Genomic DNA, 16421 nt, shown 5'->3' with positions numbered 1-16421 from the left:
TTGGTATGAGTGACCAAAAACCCGTAGAATCTACTCTTAGTGACAGCCTGACAGTATATTTCATCGAGTAGGGTTAAAGAGTGACTTTGAATCTTCCTGAACAACAGACTTCTTCAACTACGTGTGCAACGACCTCTAAGCCTTCACGAACCTATGAAGTTCGTACTTTCGGCTGTCAGATGAACGTTCACGATTCCGAACGTATGAGCGGGCTACTCGAAGCTAATGGCTATGTACCCGCCAGCTCAGAACAAACACCAGATCTCATTGTCTTTAACACTTGTGCTGTACGTGAAAATGCTGACAACAAGCTATACGGTAACCTCGGTCAGCTTGCTCCTGTAAAACGAGCCCACGAAGGCATGCAGATTGCTGTCGGCGGATGCTTAGCGCAAAAAGATCAAGATACCATCATCAAAAAAGCGCCGTGGGTAGATGTCGTCTTTGGAACACATAATATCGGCTCACTACCAACATTGTTAGAACGTGCACGTCATAACCACCAAGCACAAGCGGAGCTTCTTGAATCTCTTGAAGTCTTTCCCTCCACGCTGCCGACTAAACGAGATAACGTATATTCAGGCTGGGTCTCTATCTCTGTCGGTTGTAACAACACCTGCACTTTCTGTATTGTGCCAAGCCTACGCGGTAAAGAGAATGACCGCCGCCCTGGAGAAGTCCTTGCAGAAGTTCAAGCACTTGTCGACGACGGCGCTATTGAAGTCACTCTTCTTGGGCAAAATGTGAACTCTTATGGTGTAGATTTTGGTGACCGTCAGGCTTTCTCAAAACTTCTGCGTGCCTGCGGAAATATTGAGGGCCTTGAACGAGTCCGGTTCACCTCACCACACCCTGCAATGTTTACCGACGACGTCATCGACGCAATGGCTGAGACACCAAACGTTATGCCGGTACTACATATGCCTTTGCAATCTGGTTCAGATAAGGTGCTTAAAGATATGCGTCGTTCATATCGGTCTAAGAAGTTCCTCGGCATCTTAGATAAAGTTCGTGCCCGTATTCCTGAAGCTGTGATTACTACGGATATTATTGTCGGGTTCCCTGGAGAAACTGAAGAAGACTTCCAAGAGACACTAAAAGTTGTTGAACAAGCACGTTTTTCCTCCGCCTTTACTTTCCAATATTCGATTCGTCCTGGTACTCCAGCTGCAACAATGGAGAACCAAATACCTAAAGAAATTGTTCAAGAACGCTATGAGCGTCTTATTGCTTTACAAGACCGTATCGCTGGTGAAGAAAACCGTAAACAACTAGGAAAAACGGTAGAACTCATGGTGGTCGCAGAGTCAGGTCGTAAAGCAGAACAAACTCATCGTCTTGCCGGACGTGCCCAAGACCAGCGTTTGGTGCATTTTTCTGTCCCTGCTGGTTGCGAGCAACCTCGACCCGGAGACCTCGTCACTTTACCCATTACGGAAGCCGGTTCTTTCCACCTGATTTCAGACCCTAGCGCTGAAGAGTATTCTTTACGCCGTTCACGTGCAGGAGATGCTTGGGATAGAGCACAAGCTGATTCTTGCGGTACAACTGGCACTACTCAAGTTCCTGGGACACCGGTGAACTTAGGGTTTCCCACTTTTCGTTCCTAACCGCTAAAGGTGGTGTGTAATAGCCATGCCTGCTTCTAAAGTTCAAGAAGAACACGTTGTACCCGTCATTGCTGTTGTCGGCCCAACCGGTGCAGGGAAAACGGACTTTGCGATTGAGTTAGCTCAACACCTCGGCGGAGAGTGTATTAATGCTGATTCGATGCAGTTCTATCGGGGGATGGATATTGGCACGGCTAAAGTGACCGTAGAAGAGATGCGGGGGATTCCTCACCATCTTCTGGATATTCTCGACATTCGTGATGAAGCTTCTGTAGCCGTTTTCCAGCAGCAAGCAAGAGAACTCTTCGACCAGATTCGTTCACGTGGAAAATATCCCATTATGGTGGGCGGCTCTGGGCTTTATGTTCGTGCCGCTTTAGATATTTTAGATTTTCCTCCTACTGATGCTCAGGTGCGTCAACGACTAGAGCGAGAGCTTATTGAACAGGGGCGTGGTGTTCTTCTCCGACGGTTGAATGAGGTTGATCCAGTATCGGCATCTCGCGTGCACGATGACAGGCGTCTAGTGCGTGCTTTAGAAGTGTGGGAAGTGTCAGGACGAACGTTTTCTTCTTTTATGCCTGAACGTGAGTATTTTCAGCCTGCTGTGCAAGTAGGCATTAACTGTGAACGTTCTCAGCTGCATCAGCGTTTAGAAGCTCGGGTCGAAAAAATGGTTCAACGGGGGCTTGTAGATGAAGTCCGCTCTTTAGAATCTTTAGGCCTTCGAGAGGGGAAAACGTCATCTCGGGCGATTGGGTATAGGGAATTTTTGCGTCTTATCGATGCAGAACGTTCTGCGTCCAAGAGCTATTCTTTAGAACAGGCTATGATAGATACCACGACTGCGACTCGTCAGTTTGCACGCCGTCAAATCACATGGTTTAACGCTGATTCTCGAGTACAATGGCTAGACAATGAAGAGCGCCAAAAAATTCTTAAATTAAATGATTTAACAGGTCTGTTCATGTTAGATGAAAGTGAAAAATAGTGTTTCATTCTGATAATGTTACATTGCGTGACGGTATATTAAAACAAAGAAATTCTCTTAACTTTATTCGTTTATGTCTTGCTATATTTGTGATTTTGGGACATTCGTATCCTCTTGCCTATGGCTCCCATGGCCGATTAGAATTTTTGGGAGGTTTAGCTGTAAATTTATTTTTTTGTATATCGGGATTTTTGATTCTTGCTAGTGCTCAAAATGTTAATATTTTTTCTTATATATGGAGAAGATTCCTGAGAATATTCCCCGGTTTTTGGGTTTCTTTGATATTTGTATCTTTTGTAGCTTACCCTATTTCTTATTTTCTAGGTTTTTCTTCTGGGGCTCTTAATCTGAACTCGTCCTTTGAATTTATTATTAATAATTTTTTGTTGAAGATGAATCAATTCGATATCTCCGGAGGTCCTGTTGGAGTTCCTTTTGATAAAGCTTGGAATGGGTCGCTTTGGACGCTTTGGTATGAATTTATCGCCTATTTATGTATCATTCCTCTAGCCTACATACCTATTATTAAGGATTGGCAAAGGTGGACGTTTACTATTGCTTTTGTTGTCAGCTTAGGTATGTATCCGTTGCTTGAAATGGTCAATACAAGTACGAATATGTACTACAACTTTGCGCGTCTTGTACCTATGTTTCTTGCTGGTTCTGTACTTTATGTATGGGGCGATAAAATTCGTGTATCGCTAATACCGTCTCTAATTTCATTAACTATTATTTTATTAGTATCTGCTCTTGATATGTTCTCTGACGCATTGCATGTTTCTCAAATATTTTTTGCCTATGGAATTCTTTCCCTTGCATGTATCATAAAAATCTATATTGGTTATAGAAATGATTTATCTTATGGTGTCTACATTTATGCTTTTCCAGTGCAACAACTTGTAGTTATGGTGGGTATTCCAGTCTTAGGTATGGTTACAAATAATATTATTGTTTTATCTGCTACGTTGGTGCTTGCTTATCTTTCTTGGACGTTTGTTGAAAAACCGGCAATGAGCCTAAAAAATAAAATCTAAAGGGATAGAAGGTAAATAAATGCAAGATATATCTTGGGGAGATCTCAGCGGTGTTCCTTTAACTAAAGGACACGGGACTGGTAACGACTTTATTTTCGTCACTGACCCTGAAAAACAGCTAAAACTACCAGAAGAACTCATTGCCCGTGTCTGCGACCGTCACTTTGGTATTGGTGCTGACGGTTTTATTCGCGCAGTCAAAGCACAGATGATGGAATCTGATGCACCTGAAGACCGCTGGTTTATGGATTATCGTAATGCTGACGGAACCATCGCAGAGATGTGCGGTAATGGTGTTCGAGCTTTCGTAGAATATTTGGTTTCTGAAGACTTGTTGACGCTTGAAGAAGGCGAACGAGTACGCATTAGCACCCGTGCTGGAGTGAAGACCGTGGGGCGAACAGACAACGGATACGCCATTGATATGGGGCCGTGGAGCTTCATGGATGGAGACGTCGCTCGTGAAAGTGGTGTGGACTCACAGGTCAGCGTCCGTGGACTTAAAACACCGCGTTCGGCACTTTCTATCTCGATGGGAAACCCCCATACTGTTGTCGCTTTGGGCACTGACGGAAAACTTGATGGGCTGAGCCTTGATGCTGCCCCGAAAGTGAGCCCGACACCTGCCCACGGTACGAATGTAGAGTTTGTTGTTCCTGAAGAAATTGAGGATACAGAAGCTGAAACAGGGTTAGCGCATGTGGGCGCTATTCGGATGCGCGTTTATGAGCGTGGTGTGGGGGAGACTCTCTCTTGCGGTACTGGTGCTTGCGCAGCAGCTGCGGCAACCCGATTCTGGGCTGGAGACGATGCCCCTGACGAATGGCTCGTGTACGTTCCTGGGGGAACTTTAGCTGTCACCTTTGTAACGGGCCCTGACGACCTCGAACATGTGGTGCTAGCAGGTTCGGCTAGTATGGTTGGAAAAGTCGTTCTTGTATAGTCGTGATGATGTGAGGTTCTATGCTTTGAGAACCTCACATCATCTTTTTAAGCGTTGCGAACAACTTCAAGGATTCGGAACCCTTTAGAGGTACTGTAGCGTGATACTTGAAAGGTTCCCTGTGGCTGTTCTTCTAATTCGTGTGCTAACCATTTTTGTAAAGAATCTGCCCCGAGGTTCTTTTGAACCACGAGATATGCGCATCCGCCCACGTTTAACCGTGGAATCCATGTACGCAATATGTTGTGTAGGATATCTTTTCCTACACGGATAGGTGGATTAGACCAGATGGTGTCAAACCGTAAATCTTGAGGTACTTCTTCTGGAGTGTAGACCGTCACATTGGTAAGCCCTAGCTTTTGCGCATTGGTACGGGTGAGGTGCGCAGAACGTTCGTTAACCTCAACACCGGTGACCTGAGCTTGAGGGTTTTTTAACGCCAAGGTCAGGGTAATAGGGCCCCACCCCGTGCCGATATCGAGAAATGATGTGCCTTCCGGCTCGGGCACGTTCTCAAGGAGTATTGCGGTGCCTTTGTCGATACCGCTGGGACTAAAAATACCCGATGCGCTTTGTACTCGTACTCGTTGGTTTGTTAGAGTGACGTCAATTTCACGAGGGGAGAAATCGCTATTGGGTGTAGCGGAAAAATAATGTTCGGCAACCATAGCTCACTACTTTACGGGAAAACAGAAGCTGGCGCTTGAACCTTCTTCCTCTGAGCTCGAAGAAATATCGTGGCTTCATACTGAATAAGGGCTGTAGAATGAGAGCAGATTGACGAAAGGTACTATGAATACTTCTGAATTTAATGAGCAGAATCCTCAGAAACTCCCTAGCGACGAACTGTTGAGAGAGACCGTAGACCGTGTTCTTGGGCGTTCTGCATCTTCTCGTTCTGGGGCGCGTGTTTTGGACGAACAAGCACGCGAAATATCTGCCGTGGATGTTGAACATTCACACTATGATGGCGCTCAAGAAGATCTTGCTGAGCGTCGAGCCTTGCGACGTGTTGCGGGTCTATCAACAGAACTTGAAGACGTTACAGAGGTTGAGTACCGTCAGCTTCGTCTAGAGCGTGTGGTTCTTGCTGGATTATGGACAGAAGGTACCGTTGCCGACGCAGAAAATTCTTTGCGTGAGCTTGCTGCCTTGGCGCAGACAGCGGGTTCAGAAGTCTTGGACGGCATTATTCAACGTCGTTTAAAACCAGACCCTGGCACTTTTCTCGGTTCAGGTAAAGCACTTGAACTTAAAGATATTGTGCAGGCGACTGGTGCTGATACTGTTATCGTTGATTCAGAGTTGGCTCCTTCTCAGCGTCGTGCGTTAGAGGATATTGTGAAGGTCAAAGTCATTGACCGTACTGCTTTGATTCTTGATATTTTTGCTCAACACGCAAAATCCCGTGAGGGTAAAGCTCAAGTTGAGTTGGCTCAGCTTGAATATATGCTTCCTCGTTTGCGTGGCTGGGGTGAATCTCTGTCTCGTCAGGCAGGTGGGCGTGCCGCGTCTGGTGAGGGTATTGGTTCACGTGGTCCTGGTGAAACCAAAATTGAGATGGACCGTCGTCGTCTGCGTGCTCGTATGGCAAAGCTACGTCGTGAGATTGCGGCGATGGCGCCCTCTCGCCAGACCAAGCGTTTGAATCGTCAGCGTCATGACCTTCCTTCTGTGGCGATTGCTGGCTATACCAACGCTGGTAAGTCTTCTTTGCTGAATCGTTTGACTGATGCTGGTGTCCTCGTTGAGAATGCTTTATTCGCAACTCTTGACCCTACGGTCCGTAAGGCGCAGACACCTGATGGTGTTGGCTATACGCTTTCTGACACGGTAGGTTTTGTGCGTTCTTTACCTACACAGCTGGTAGAGGCTTTCCGCTCTACGCTTGAAGAAATTGCTGATGCTGACGTCATCGTGCATGTTGTTGATGGATCTCATCCTGATCCTGAGGGACAGATTAAGGCAGTTCGTGAAGTTCTACATGAAGTAGATGCGCACGAGATTCCTGAGATTATTGTTTTGAACAAGGCAGATGCTGCTGACCCGATGGTGCTCGAACGCGTACAGCAACGTGAACGAGATACTGTGGTGGTGTCTGCTCGTACGGGACAGGGCATTGTAGAGCTTCAAGAAATTATTGCTCAGCGTATTCCACGCCCTTCGGTTCAGCTGAATCTGCTTATCCCATATACGCATGGTGAGGTCGTTTCTCGTTTGCATCAGTGGGATGCGGAGATTCTATCAACAGCTTTTGTTTCTGACGGGACATATATTCAAGTGCTGGTTCGTGAACAACTTTCCTCTGAACTAGCAGAATATGCTTTAGACGACGAGTTGATGGAAGTCTTACGACCAGAGATTGAACAAGCTCGTCAGGATGGTGCTGTTGAGGTTTCTTCTCGATGAGTTCTTGTGAAGAACGGGTGAGCGCTCCTACTGGAGAAGAACTTGAGACGTTGCCTGGAGCGAAGCCTGCTCTTGAACTACTAGATCATGTGATTGCTTCTAGCGGGGGAGAACAGCGTTCTGGGCAACGGAAAATGCTCGCTCATGTGGCTCAGTCCTTTGAACTGAAACGGCATCTGCTGGTCCAAGCTGGTACGGGAACGGGAAAGTCTTTGGGCTATCTGATTCCTGCTGTTCATTATGCTCAATTTTCGGATAAGCCTATTGTGGTTGCGACGGCGACTTTGGCGTTGCAAACGCAGATTATCAATCGTGATTTACCGCGACTTTTAGAAACCCTTTCGAATGTTCCTGAGGGGCAAACTGATGTTGCTGTTCTCAAGGGCCGTAATAATTATGTGTGTGTTCATAAGCTTGAGGGCGGTTACCCCGACGATGAACAAGAGGACACTCTTTTTGCTGCAGATGTGGCCAGTGGTTCTGTTGGCCGTCTTGGTCAGGAAGTGTTGCGTCTTCGTCAGTGGGCTCAGACAACTGATACTGGTGACAGGGACGATATTAAACCCGGTGTTTCTGATCGTGCTTGGCGTCAAGTCTCTGTTTCTGCTGCTGAATGTTTGGGTAAACGCTGTCCTTTGGTGGAGTCTTGTTTTAGTGAGCTTGCGCGTGAGAAGGCTGCTCAATCAGATATTATTATTACGAATCATGCTCTTTTAGCGATTAATGCTTTTGAAGGTATTGGTGTTTTGCCGGAGCATGAGGTTGTTGTTATTGATGAGGCACATGAGTTGGCAGACCGTGTGACGGGTGCTGTGACGGGCTCTCTTTCTGCCGGAATGGTATATTCGGCTGCTCGTTTGGTACGTAAACACACGAAAGCTAGTTCTGATCCTTTAGAGCATGCTGGTAGCGCTTTAGAAACGTCTTTACGTGGCGTTGCTGCAGAGCTTTTACCTCGTGGCTTGACGGAGAGTATTGCTCATTCTGTGGAGCTGGTGCGTGAAGCTGCACGTGTAGCATTATCTGATACGAAAAGTGATTCTAAAGATAGTGATGCACCACGTCAGTTGGCGCGTAGCGCTCTTTCAGAGTTATTAGAGATAGCTGAACGGCTATTGGGCGCTGACGAGCATCATGAGGTGGTGTGGCTATCTCGTCCACAGTTGTGGGAAGCTGGGCGTGGTTATGCTCCTGCTTCTGATGATGACCCCGCAACGTTGTATATTGCTCCTTTATCGGTTGCGATGCAGCTACGTGAAGGACTTTTTGACGGGCGGACGGTGGTGCTGACCTCTGCAACGTTAAAGTTGGGGGAATCTTTTGATGTGGTTGCTCATTCTTTGGGGCTGAGCGGTGCAGGTGCTCCTCGATGGGAGGGGCTAGATGTTGGTTCTCCTTTTGATTACCCTAAACAAGGTCTGCTGTATGTTGCTGCTGATATTGCTAAACCATCTCAGGGGATTTCTACTGCTCAATTAGAGCGTATGTGTGAGCTGGTAGAGGCTTCTAACGGTGGTGCTTTGGGGCTTTTTTCTTCGAGGCGTGCGGCTGAGGATGCGGCAGAGTATCTTCGTGAACATACCGATGTTTCTGTTCTGGTGCAGGGAGAGTCTTCGCTTGGCTCTTTGGTGAAGGAATTTTCTGAGGATAGAGATTCGTGTCTTTTTGGGACGATGAGTTTGTGGCAGGGTGTTGATGTGCCGGGGGATTCTTGCCGTCTGGTACTGATTGATCGTATTCCGTTCCCTCGTCCTAACGATCCTTTGATTCAGGCTCGTACTCGGTCTGTTGCTTCTCGTGGTGGTAACGGTTTTATGAGTGTTTCTGCGTCATATGCGGCTGTTCGTATGGCTCAGGGTGTGGGGCGTTTGATTCGTTCTAGTGATGATCGTGGTGTGGTTGCTGTTCTTGATTCTCGGTTGGCTACTCAACGGTATTCTGGATATTTGATGAGTGCTTTGCCTCCTTTTTGGAAGACTACAAGAACTGATGTTGTATGTGGTGCTTTGCATCGCTTGCATGTACAAGTGAGTTAGCGCATAAAAATATTGGGTGTGTTCCTGTTAGAGGCAGGAATACACCCAATATTTTTTTTATGTGGTTTTGGTATTAGAGACTTCGTAATACTGATACGACTTTGCCCATGATGGTGGCGTTATCGCCGAGTATGGGTTCGTATCGGGTGTTTTGTGGTAGTAGCCAGGTGTGTCCGTCGCGTTGGCGGAAAGTTTTGACGGTTGCTTCGTCTTCGAGGAGTGCTGCAACGATATCTCCATTATTTGCGGTTTGTTGTGCGCGGACGACAACCCAGTCTCCGTCACAGATTGCTGCGTCAATCATGGAGTCTCCTTTGACATGGAGCATGAATAAGTCTCCGTTGCCAACAATTTGGCGTGGCAATGTCATGACGTCTTCGACGGATTGTTCTGCGGTGATGGGACCGCCTGCGGCGATTCTTCCGACTAGGGGTACTACAGCGAAATCTTCGCTGTTGTGTTGAGGTGTTGGTAACTGAACGATGACCGATTCGGTGCTTTTTTCTTCAGTCGTTTCTTGTTCTTCTGCGAGTATTTCGATGGCTCGTGGGCGTTTGGGGTCTCGTCGGATGTAGCCTAGTTTTTCTAGTTGTGAGAGCTGGTGTGTTACTGATGATAAGGATGCGAGACCTACGATATCTCCAATTTCTCGCATTGAAGGGGGGTAACCGTGGGTGTCTATAGCTTCAGAGATGGCAGTCAAGATGTGTTGTTGACGTGAACTGAGAGGTTTTCTGCCAGATTGTGGCGCAATAGTAGCGCTGGAGTATGTGTTATCGCTCACGGCGTTCCTTTGTCCATGTTGAGGGGCCTGTCTAATGATGTTCTGGCGTAGCACCCCTAGCCATTGCTGACATAGGGGATTTTAAAAGTCGTTAAACACTACCTGCCAATAAACAGTGTTAGGACAAGAGTATGGCACGTATCGAAAAAGTTCAAACATTTGTTCTAGTTTTTCTCGACTATATTCGAATTTTCTGATAGAACATATGTACTATATAGAACATAGTTTCGATTTATTCAGGGTGAATATTCGATATATAGCTCTATTGCTATCAGGAGGAAATATGTCAAACGTTCTGTCTTTCAAAGGTTCAGTACCTGTACGTGTCGTAGTCTCTTCACGTTCAATGCCACAGAACACCTCACGAGTTTATTGGGGCAACTATCGTATTTCCTTTCTAATAGGCGTGGTTCTTTGCTGCATCGCATTATTGACTCTATTAGCCTGTTTTTACGTGGTGAACACCGCCCATGCTTCAACGATGCAAGAGCTACATCAAGTGACCGAACAAGTCACGGTTGGATACGGTGATACTTTATGGAGTATTGCTGAAGAACATTCTGCAGGTATGGATGTTCGTGACGTTTTGCTTCACATCATACAAATTAACGATTTATCATCAACATCCCTAGATATTGGGCAAAAGCTCGAAGTGCCTATCTACTCGTCTTGAGAACTTGAGAGAAGAATGTGCGATGACTATCTGTTCTCGATAGACTGTAGGAGTGAATGAAGCATTAGACCCCCTTTCAGCATTACCTATTCGTGACGACTTACGAGGGCGCTCTCCCTATGGTGCTCCGATGATTGACGTTCCTATTACTCTCAACGTCAACGAAAATACGCACCCAATGCCTCAAGAAGTTATTGACGCAATTACCGCAGAAATAGCAACGGTAGCGCGTACCCTGAATCGTTACCCCGATAGGGAATTTACGGCTCTTCGTGAAGAACTCGCCGACTATCTAGGACACGGACTTAAACCCGAAAATATTTGGGCTGCTAACGGTTCTAATGAAGTATTGCAACAGTTATTCCAAGTCTTTGGTGGGCCAGGACGAAGCGTGATGAGCTTCGTCCCTACCTATTCGATGTACCCTCTCTTAGCTGATGGAACAAACACTCGCTTCATCGCGGGAAAACGCGCACCCGATTTTTCTCTCGATGCAACATCTGCTGTCACCCAAATTCAAAAACATCGACCAAATATCGTTGTTTTATGTTCTCCTAATAACCCAACAGGAACAGGGCTTGGGCTAGACGTTATTGAAGCTGTCTACGAAGCAATGCAAGAGCACGAGGGTGTCACCATCGTGGACGAAGCGTACGCTGAATTCGCTCAAGATACCTCTGCTCATGCGCTAACTCTTCTGCCAAACCGCCCTCGGCTGGTCGTAAGCCGTACCATGAGTAAAGCCTTTGCTTTTGCCGGAGCTCGGTTAGGATATTTTGCCGCAGACCCCGCGATTGCTGATGCGGTGCGTCTTGTTCGCTTGCCGTACCATCTATCCAGCGTCACACAGGCTGTCGCAATAGCAGCCTTACGCCATCGAGAAGGACTGCTCGCTAACGTACAAGATATTAGAACCCAACGTGACCGTATCGTAAAAACTCTCAAAGAATACGGTTTACATCCAGCTGTATCAGATTCTAATTTCATCTTTTTCTCAGGCTTACGCGACGAAAAAGAAGCATGGCAATGGCTTCTAAACGATGGCATTCTAGTACGAGATAACGGTATCGCCGGACATCTACGCGTCACTGCCGGAACAGCATCAGAAACAACAGCTTTCCTTGAAAGCCTTAAGAAGTATTTGGAACATTCCGGAGAACTACCAGCCTCTTGCTAACATCAACATGAGATGATTCTTATAACAGAACTTTTCTCATCAAGAGTCGCCAAGACGAAGTATCTGCTCCTTACTATCAACAGATACCTTACGTGTACATCATATAAACCCAGAATATATAGGTAACCAATGCCAGCAAGCACTACAGGAATTGGCCCCCGTACCGCCAGATTAGAACGTACTACGAGTGAGTCCTCTGTCTTTATTGAGATTAACTTAGACGGTGAGGGGTGTTCTGATATCGACACCAGCGTGCCTTTTTACGATCATATGCTCACAGCTCTTGCGAAGCATTCCCTGATTGACATGACCATCAAATGCAGCGGCGATACCCACATCGACGTACATCACACCGTCGAAGATACCGGCATTGTGCTCGGTGAGGTGATTCGTGAAGCTCTCGGTAATAAAGCTGGTATCCGTCGTTTTGGGCAAGCAACAGTTCCCCTCGACGAAGCTTTAGCTCAGTGCGTCGTTGATATCTCAGGGCGCCCATACCTTGTACATACGGGAGAACCAGAAGGCTACGAATTCCACCTCATTGGTGGGCACTTTACCGGCTCGATGGTTCGCCACGTTCTTGAAGCTATCGCTTATCATGCTGGAATCTGCCTACACATGACGTTATTAGGAGGGCGAGATCCTCACCATATTGCAGAAGCTCAATTCAAAGCCCTCGCACGTGCGTTGCGTCAAGCGGTTGAACCTGACCCCCGTCATTCTGGTATTCCCTCAACTAAAGGAGCACTTTGATGATGAATGCAGCTGTTCAATCATCGCAGAATAAACCAGTTGTTGTTGTTTTAGATTATGGTGCTGGCAACGTCCGTTCTGCTGTGCGCGCTTTAGAACAAGCTGGAGCTGACGTGATTCTTTCTCGCCAAGAATCTGATGTGCTTGGAGCAGACGGTCTAGTCGTTCCAGGAGTCGGCGCATTTGATGCGGTGATGACGAGCCTCAAAAAGATTGATGCGCTTCGTATGATTGGCCGGCGCATTGCCGGCGGTCGTCCTGTTCTTGGTATCTGCGTTGGATTACAGGTGTTCTTTGAACAGGGAAACGAACACGGCGTCGTCTCTGAGGGCATGGGAGAGTGGCCTGGGACAGTAGAAAAACTTCGCGCGGAGGTTATCCCTCATATGGGGTGGAACACTGTCTCTGCCCCCGAAGGGTCAGTGCTCTTTGACGGAATCGAAAACGAACGCTTCTACTTTGTGCACTCCTACGCGGTGCAAGAATGGTCCTTCGATCAAAATAATGAAGCAATGCTACCTCCACAAGTCACTTGGTCTACCCACGGAGTGCCTTTTATTGCTGCTGTAGAAAACGGCCCGTTGAGCGCAACACAATTTCATCCAGAAAAATCTGCTCAGGCTGGTATTCGTCTCTTGCAGAACTGGATTAATTCTTTACCTCGTACAGGGCGGATTATCCCAGCAGGAAAGGACAGATAATGAGCCCTTTTCTCTCAGGAAGCTTATTGATGCTAGTAGGGGCTTTTTGTCTCGGTGGCGCAATTTCTTTTCGCCAACAAAAACTTCCTCTTATCGTTCAGCTGGCCATGCTCTGTGTAGCTTTACTTTTTATGGGCTACGGGGGATACGTCCTCTTCGCCTACAACTAAACTTTTACTTTTAAGGAATGTGTGATGACAACTCTTTTAGAACTTCTTCCCGCCGTAGATGTTGCGAACGGGCAAGCTGTGCGATTGGTACAAGGTGAAGCCGGCTCGGAGACTGGGTACGGGGATCCCGTAGAGGCTGCTCTTGCTTGGCAGAATGCTGGTGCGCGTTGGCTTCACCTCGTTGACTTAGATGCAGCTTTTGGCAGAGGCCACAACATCGAGGTGCTGACCTCTGTTGCTGAACACCTCGATATTAATATTGAAATGTCTGGTGGTATTCGTGACGATGAGTCTCTAGAACGGGCATTATCGTTGAACCCTGCTCGCATTAATTTGGGTACTGCCGCTCTCGAAAATCCGCAATGGACTCGAAAAGTGATTGCAGAACATGGCGAGAAAATTGCTGTTGGTCTTGACGTGCGTGGAACAACTTTAGCTGCTCGTGGTTGGACTAAAGATGGCGGTAACCTGTGGGATGTTCTAGAACGCTTAGAAGCTGACGGTTGCGCTCGTTATGTGCTCACCGACGTAACCAAAGACGGAACTTTGACTGGACCAAATCTTGAGCTTCTTAAAGAGGTCGCGCAAAAAACCGATAAGCCGGTGGTTGCCTCTGGCGGAATTTCAACTCTCGAAGACATCCGTGCTTTGCGTGAGCTAGTTCCCTATGGTGTTGAGGGGGCCATTATGGGTAAGGCTCTTTACGCTGGAAAGTTTACTTTAGAGCAGGCTCTTGAGGTTGCTGGTTACTCGGAAGAAAACGCCGAAAAATAATGAGTAATAGTCACTCTGCGGGAGCTTCTGCGTCGCGTTCTTTGCCCGCTCATATTCAGGCTCAGCTCAACAGTGCTGGGGGCGAAACTGATACTGGTGGGCAGCCTTGGAAGGGGCGAAATTTAGGTGAAGGAACGAGCCACCGTCATCAATTTTCTCAGGATGATGGTGCTCGTGATGCTGTTATTGCCGAGGTTTTTGAGAAGTTCGTTTCTGGTTCTTGTCGGGAAGAAGATGTTGTTCGTGCTCTAAGCCAGTGTCGAGTTTTTGTTCCTGTTGTTGCTGAGGTATCTCATTCTGTTGTTACTGATGAAGGTCTCGTTGCCGATAAAGAAGCAGATATGGCGTTGGTGAGCATTCAGGCTCCTGATGGTCGGAAGGCTCTTCCTGTTTTTACTGACGTGAAAGCGTTGCAACGATGGCACCCTCATGCTCGTCCGGTTGCTGCTTCGATGAGAAAAACTGCTCTTTCTGCGGTAGAAGATGGGCAGCAGCTACTTGTGGTTGATCCGGGGGAGTCCTTAACGTTTGTTGTGCGTCGTCCCGCGTTGTGGGCGTTAGCTAAGGGCGAGTCTTGGGCTCCTTCTTATCGTGATGAGATGGTGGAGCGTGCGCTTAATGAGTTGATTCCTGTTGGCAGTGGTATTGTTCGTGTCCGTACTGTAGCTGGTGATGGTGTTGTGTCTCAGAGTGCTGAAGGGCAATTGCTCTCTGGTGGTGGTGCCGGACCAGAGCTTAAAATTGTGGTGGAGTTACTTCCTGGCTTGACTCAATCTGAGTTGAATGTTGTGGTCGAGGAATTTCAACGGCGTTTGGCATCAGATGAATTAGTGGGTCAGCGGGTAGACTCGGTGCAGTTAGTCTTGTCGATGGTCTCTTCGTCATGAGGTTAATGATTTTTAGGTAGAGATGAGGATTTATGTCTAATCAGTATTCGTTCGATGAGGAACAGAAAAAAGTTCAAGAGCAGGTGCGTGATATTGCTGAGGTTCCTGCTGTGGAAATTATGACGACCGCTGCGGTGCATTTGATGAGCGCTGCTGCTGTTAAATGTGGTTTAGCGGAAGGGGAGGATTCTCAAAACCTCAAAGACCTTGACGAGGCTCGTAAATTGATTACGGCTCTTGCTGGGTTGGTGACGGCGGCGGCTCCCGAAATTGGTTCTCAGCATGCAGCTCCGTTGCGTGATGGCTTGCGAACTTTGCAGTTGGCTTTTCGTGAAGCGTCGATGATTCCTGATGCGCCGGGGCAAGGTCCAGGGGAGAAGTTCACTGGTCCGGTAATGTGACCTATCTTGTGAGTATCTTTGTGTTTGACGTTGAAATGCGTTCGTAAAGCCGGTAGACTGTACACAGTTCGCAAGCGGAGGTTACTCCCACCTGCTTCAGCCACATTCATCCATATGATTAGGTTGACGGGTTATTCGTAGGTTTTCATGAGAATGAAAACTGAAGAAGTACACCTTCGTTTGCTGTGCATCGAAGGTGTTTTTTATATCTTTTATGTACTGATTATTATTCACGGGGAAACCCACTGAGCTAACAGGAGCTACTCATTAGCGATCCACGCATTAATGAACGTATTCGTGTCCCAGAGGTCCGCCTCGTTGGGCCAGGCGGCGAGCAGGTAGGCATTGTTCGTGTTGAAGATGCCTTGCGTCTTGCACAAGAATCTGATTTGGACCTTGTAGAGGTTGCACCATCAGCGAAACCGCCTGTATGTAAGCTCATGGACTTCGGTAAGTACAAGTACGAAGCCGCAGTTAAAGCACGTGAATCCCGAAAGAAGCAAGTTAACGCTTCTTTGAAGGAAATCCGTTTCCGTCTCAAAATTGATACTCATGACTATGAAACCAAGGTAGGGCACGCTCGTCGTTTCCTATCTGGTGGTGACAAAGTCAAGGCGATGATTCAATTCCGTGGTCGTGAACAGCAGCGCCCCGAGATGGGTGTGCGGTTGCTAGAGCGCATGGCAGACGATTTGGTTGAGGTTGGTTCCGTAGAGTCAACCCCCCGAATTGACGGCCGTAACATGGTAATGGTTCTTTCTCCGCTTCGTGGTAAAGCTGAAGCACGTAAAGAAGCACAACAACGCTCAGGCGGACGCAAGGGTCGTGAACGTATCGACACTACTCAAGCTACTCCTGTGAAGAACTCTTTGGCAGATGCAATGCCAGCAGAGCTCAAAGCACAGGCTCAAGCTGAAGCGGAATAGAACAACAAAGTAGAAACGGCGCGGATAGCCATCTAGCAATGTTCTTTGAACGTTGCAGGTGTCTTTCCGATTGTCATGTTTTCTCAGTTTCCGTAGAAAACATGAACCTACCTTGTACATGCGAAGAAATTCGCTCAAGAGTTCTTTTGGAG

General features: G+C 47.3%; 17 protein-coding genes. 15 read left to right on the top strand and 2 right to left on the bottom strand.

What is annotated here, in order from left to right; all coding sequences use genetic code 11:
* The first annotated feature begins 86 nt into the window (after nucleotides 1-86).
* Genes miaB through dapF form a run of 4 tightly spaced genes read left to right on the top strand, consistent with a single transcriptional unit; the run spans nucleotide 87 to nucleotide 4578 of the window.
* On the top strand, nucleotides 87-1610 hold the full coding sequence (miaB, locus tag ACN08X_RS06260; RefSeq protein ID WP_419102229.1) for a tRNA (N6-isopentenyl adenosine(37)-C2)-methylthiotransferase MiaB: 1524 nt from the start codon (nucleotides 87-89) through the stop codon (nucleotides 1608-1610).
* 25 nt (nucleotides 1611-1635) lie between these two features.
* Complete coding sequence (gene miaA, locus ACN08X_RS06255; RefSeq protein WP_419108241.1) at nucleotides 1636-2601, top strand: tRNA (adenosine(37)-N6)-dimethylallyltransferase MiaA; 966 nt, start codon at nucleotides 1636-1638, stop codon at nucleotides 2599-2601.
* The gene (locus ACN08X_RS06250; protein ID WP_419108240.1) at nucleotides 2601-3635 is read left to right on the top strand and encodes an acyltransferase family protein; all 1035 of its coding nucleotides are present in this window, start codon (nucleotides 2601-2603) and stop codon (nucleotides 3633-3635) included. Before miaA ends, ACN08X_RS06250 begins: the two co-directional genes overlap by 1 nt.
* Nucleotides 3636-3654: 19 nt before the next feature.
* A complete protein-coding gene (gene dapF, locus ACN08X_RS06245) occupies nucleotides 3655-4578 on the top strand; it encodes a diaminopimelate epimerase (RefSeq protein ID WP_419108239.1) in 924 nt (307 codons plus the stop codon).
* Nucleotides 4579-4625: 47 nt separating this feature from the next.
* Here dapF and ACN08X_RS06240 read toward each other — a convergent pair whose 3' ends face one another.
* Nucleotides 4626-5246 carry a class I SAM-dependent methyltransferase gene (locus ACN08X_RS06240; protein ID WP_419108238.1) on the bottom strand — a complete coding sequence of 207 codons (621 nt, stop codon included), beginning with the start codon at nucleotides 5244-5246 and terminating at the stop codon, nucleotides 4626-4628.
* A gap of 124 nt (nucleotides 5247-5370) precedes the next feature.
* Between ACN08X_RS06240 and hflX the strand changes: the two genes are divergently transcribed.
* Nucleotides 5371-6987, top strand: a complete 1617-nt coding sequence (hflX, locus tag ACN08X_RS06235) for a GTPase HflX (RefSeq protein WP_419108237.1) — start codon at nucleotides 5371-5373, stop codon at nucleotides 6985-6987.
* Nucleotides 6984-9023 carry an ATP-dependent DNA helicase gene (locus ACN08X_RS06230; protein WP_419108236.1) on the top strand — a complete coding sequence of 680 codons (2040 nt, stop codon included), beginning with the start codon at nucleotides 6984-6986 and terminating at the stop codon, nucleotides 9021-9023. Before hflX ends, ACN08X_RS06230 begins: the two co-directional genes overlap by 4 nt.
* 73 nt (nucleotides 9024-9096) lie before the next feature.
* Here the strand turns inward: ACN08X_RS06230 and lexA are convergent, their stop codons facing one another.
* Nucleotides 9097-9807 (bottom strand): transcriptional repressor LexA, encoded by a 711-nt coding sequence (gene lexA / locus ACN08X_RS06225; RefSeq protein ID WP_419102196.1) that lies wholly within the window; start codon nucleotides 9805-9807, stop codon nucleotides 9097-9099.
* 283 nt (nucleotides 9808-10090) lie between these two features.
* On the opposite strand from lexA, the gene ACN08X_RS06220 reads away from it, so the two are divergent.
* The 9 genes from ACN08X_RS06220 (at nucleotide 10091) to infC (ending at nucleotide 16269) form a co-directional block, all read left to right on the top strand.
* Entirely contained in the window at nucleotides 10091-10480 is a 390-nt protein-coding gene (locus tag ACN08X_RS06220) for a LysM peptidoglycan-binding domain-containing protein (protein ID WP_419108235.1), read from the top strand.
* Nucleotides 10481-10532: 52 nt separating this feature from the next.
* Nucleotides 10533-11657: a histidinol-phosphate transaminase gene (locus ACN08X_RS06215; RefSeq protein WP_419108234.1), complete on the top strand. Its 1125-nt coding sequence runs from the start codon at nucleotides 10533-10535 to the stop codon at nucleotides 11655-11657.
* A 129-nt stretch (nucleotides 11658-11786) separates the two neighbouring features.
* On the top strand, nucleotides 11787-12410 hold the full coding sequence (hisB, locus tag ACN08X_RS06210; RefSeq protein WP_419108233.1) for an imidazoleglycerol-phosphate dehydratase HisB: 624 nt from the start codon (nucleotides 11787-11789) through the stop codon (nucleotides 12408-12410).
* A gap of 2 nt (nucleotides 12411-12412) precedes the next feature.
* Nucleotides 12413-13111, top strand: coding sequence for an imidazole glycerol phosphate synthase subunit HisH (hisH, locus tag ACN08X_RS06205; protein ID WP_419102230.1), 699 nt, complete (start codon nucleotides 12413-12415; stop codon nucleotides 13109-13111).
* Nucleotides 13111-13281 carry a hypothetical protein gene (locus ACN08X_RS06200; RefSeq protein WP_419102200.1) on the top strand — a complete coding sequence of 57 codons (171 nt, stop codon included), beginning with the start codon at nucleotides 13111-13113 and terminating at the stop codon, nucleotides 13279-13281. Before hisH ends, ACN08X_RS06200 begins: the two co-directional genes overlap by 1 nt.
* Nucleotides 13282-13305: 24 nt before the next feature.
* Complete coding sequence (gene priA, locus ACN08X_RS06195; RefSeq protein ID WP_419102201.1) at nucleotides 13306-14055, top strand: bifunctional 1-(5-phosphoribosyl)-5-((5-phosphoribosylamino)methylideneamino)imidazole-4-carboxamide isomerase/phosphoribosylanthranilate isomerase PriA; 750 nt, start codon at nucleotides 13306-13308, stop codon at nucleotides 14053-14055.
* Nucleotides 14055-14942 carry an SseB family protein gene (locus ACN08X_RS06190; RefSeq protein ID WP_419108232.1) on the top strand — a complete coding sequence of 296 codons (888 nt, stop codon included), beginning with the start codon at nucleotides 14055-14057 and terminating at the stop codon, nucleotides 14940-14942. The genes priA and ACN08X_RS06190 overlap by 1 nt, the downstream gene beginning before the upstream one ends.
* A 32-nt stretch (nucleotides 14943-14974) precedes the next feature.
* On the top strand, nucleotides 14975-15343 hold the full coding sequence (locus ACN08X_RS06185; RefSeq protein WP_419102203.1) for a DUF1844 domain-containing protein: 369 nt from the start codon (nucleotides 14975-14977) through the stop codon (nucleotides 15341-15343).
* Between the two features lie 266 nt (nucleotides 15344-15609).
* Nucleotides 15610-16269, top strand: coding sequence for a translation initiation factor IF-3 (infC, locus tag ACN08X_RS06180; RefSeq protein ID WP_419108270.1), 660 nt, complete (start codon nucleotides 15610-15612; stop codon nucleotides 16267-16269).
* Nucleotides 16270-16421 lie beyond the last annotated feature (152 nt).

Source organism: Rothia sp. P6271 (assembly GCF_048512995.1).
GTDB lineage: Bacteria > Actinomycetota > Actinomycetes > Actinomycetales > Micrococcaceae > Rothia.
Note: the sequence above shows the minus strand (reverse complement) of the source record. Positions and strands in the feature narration are given on the sequence as shown.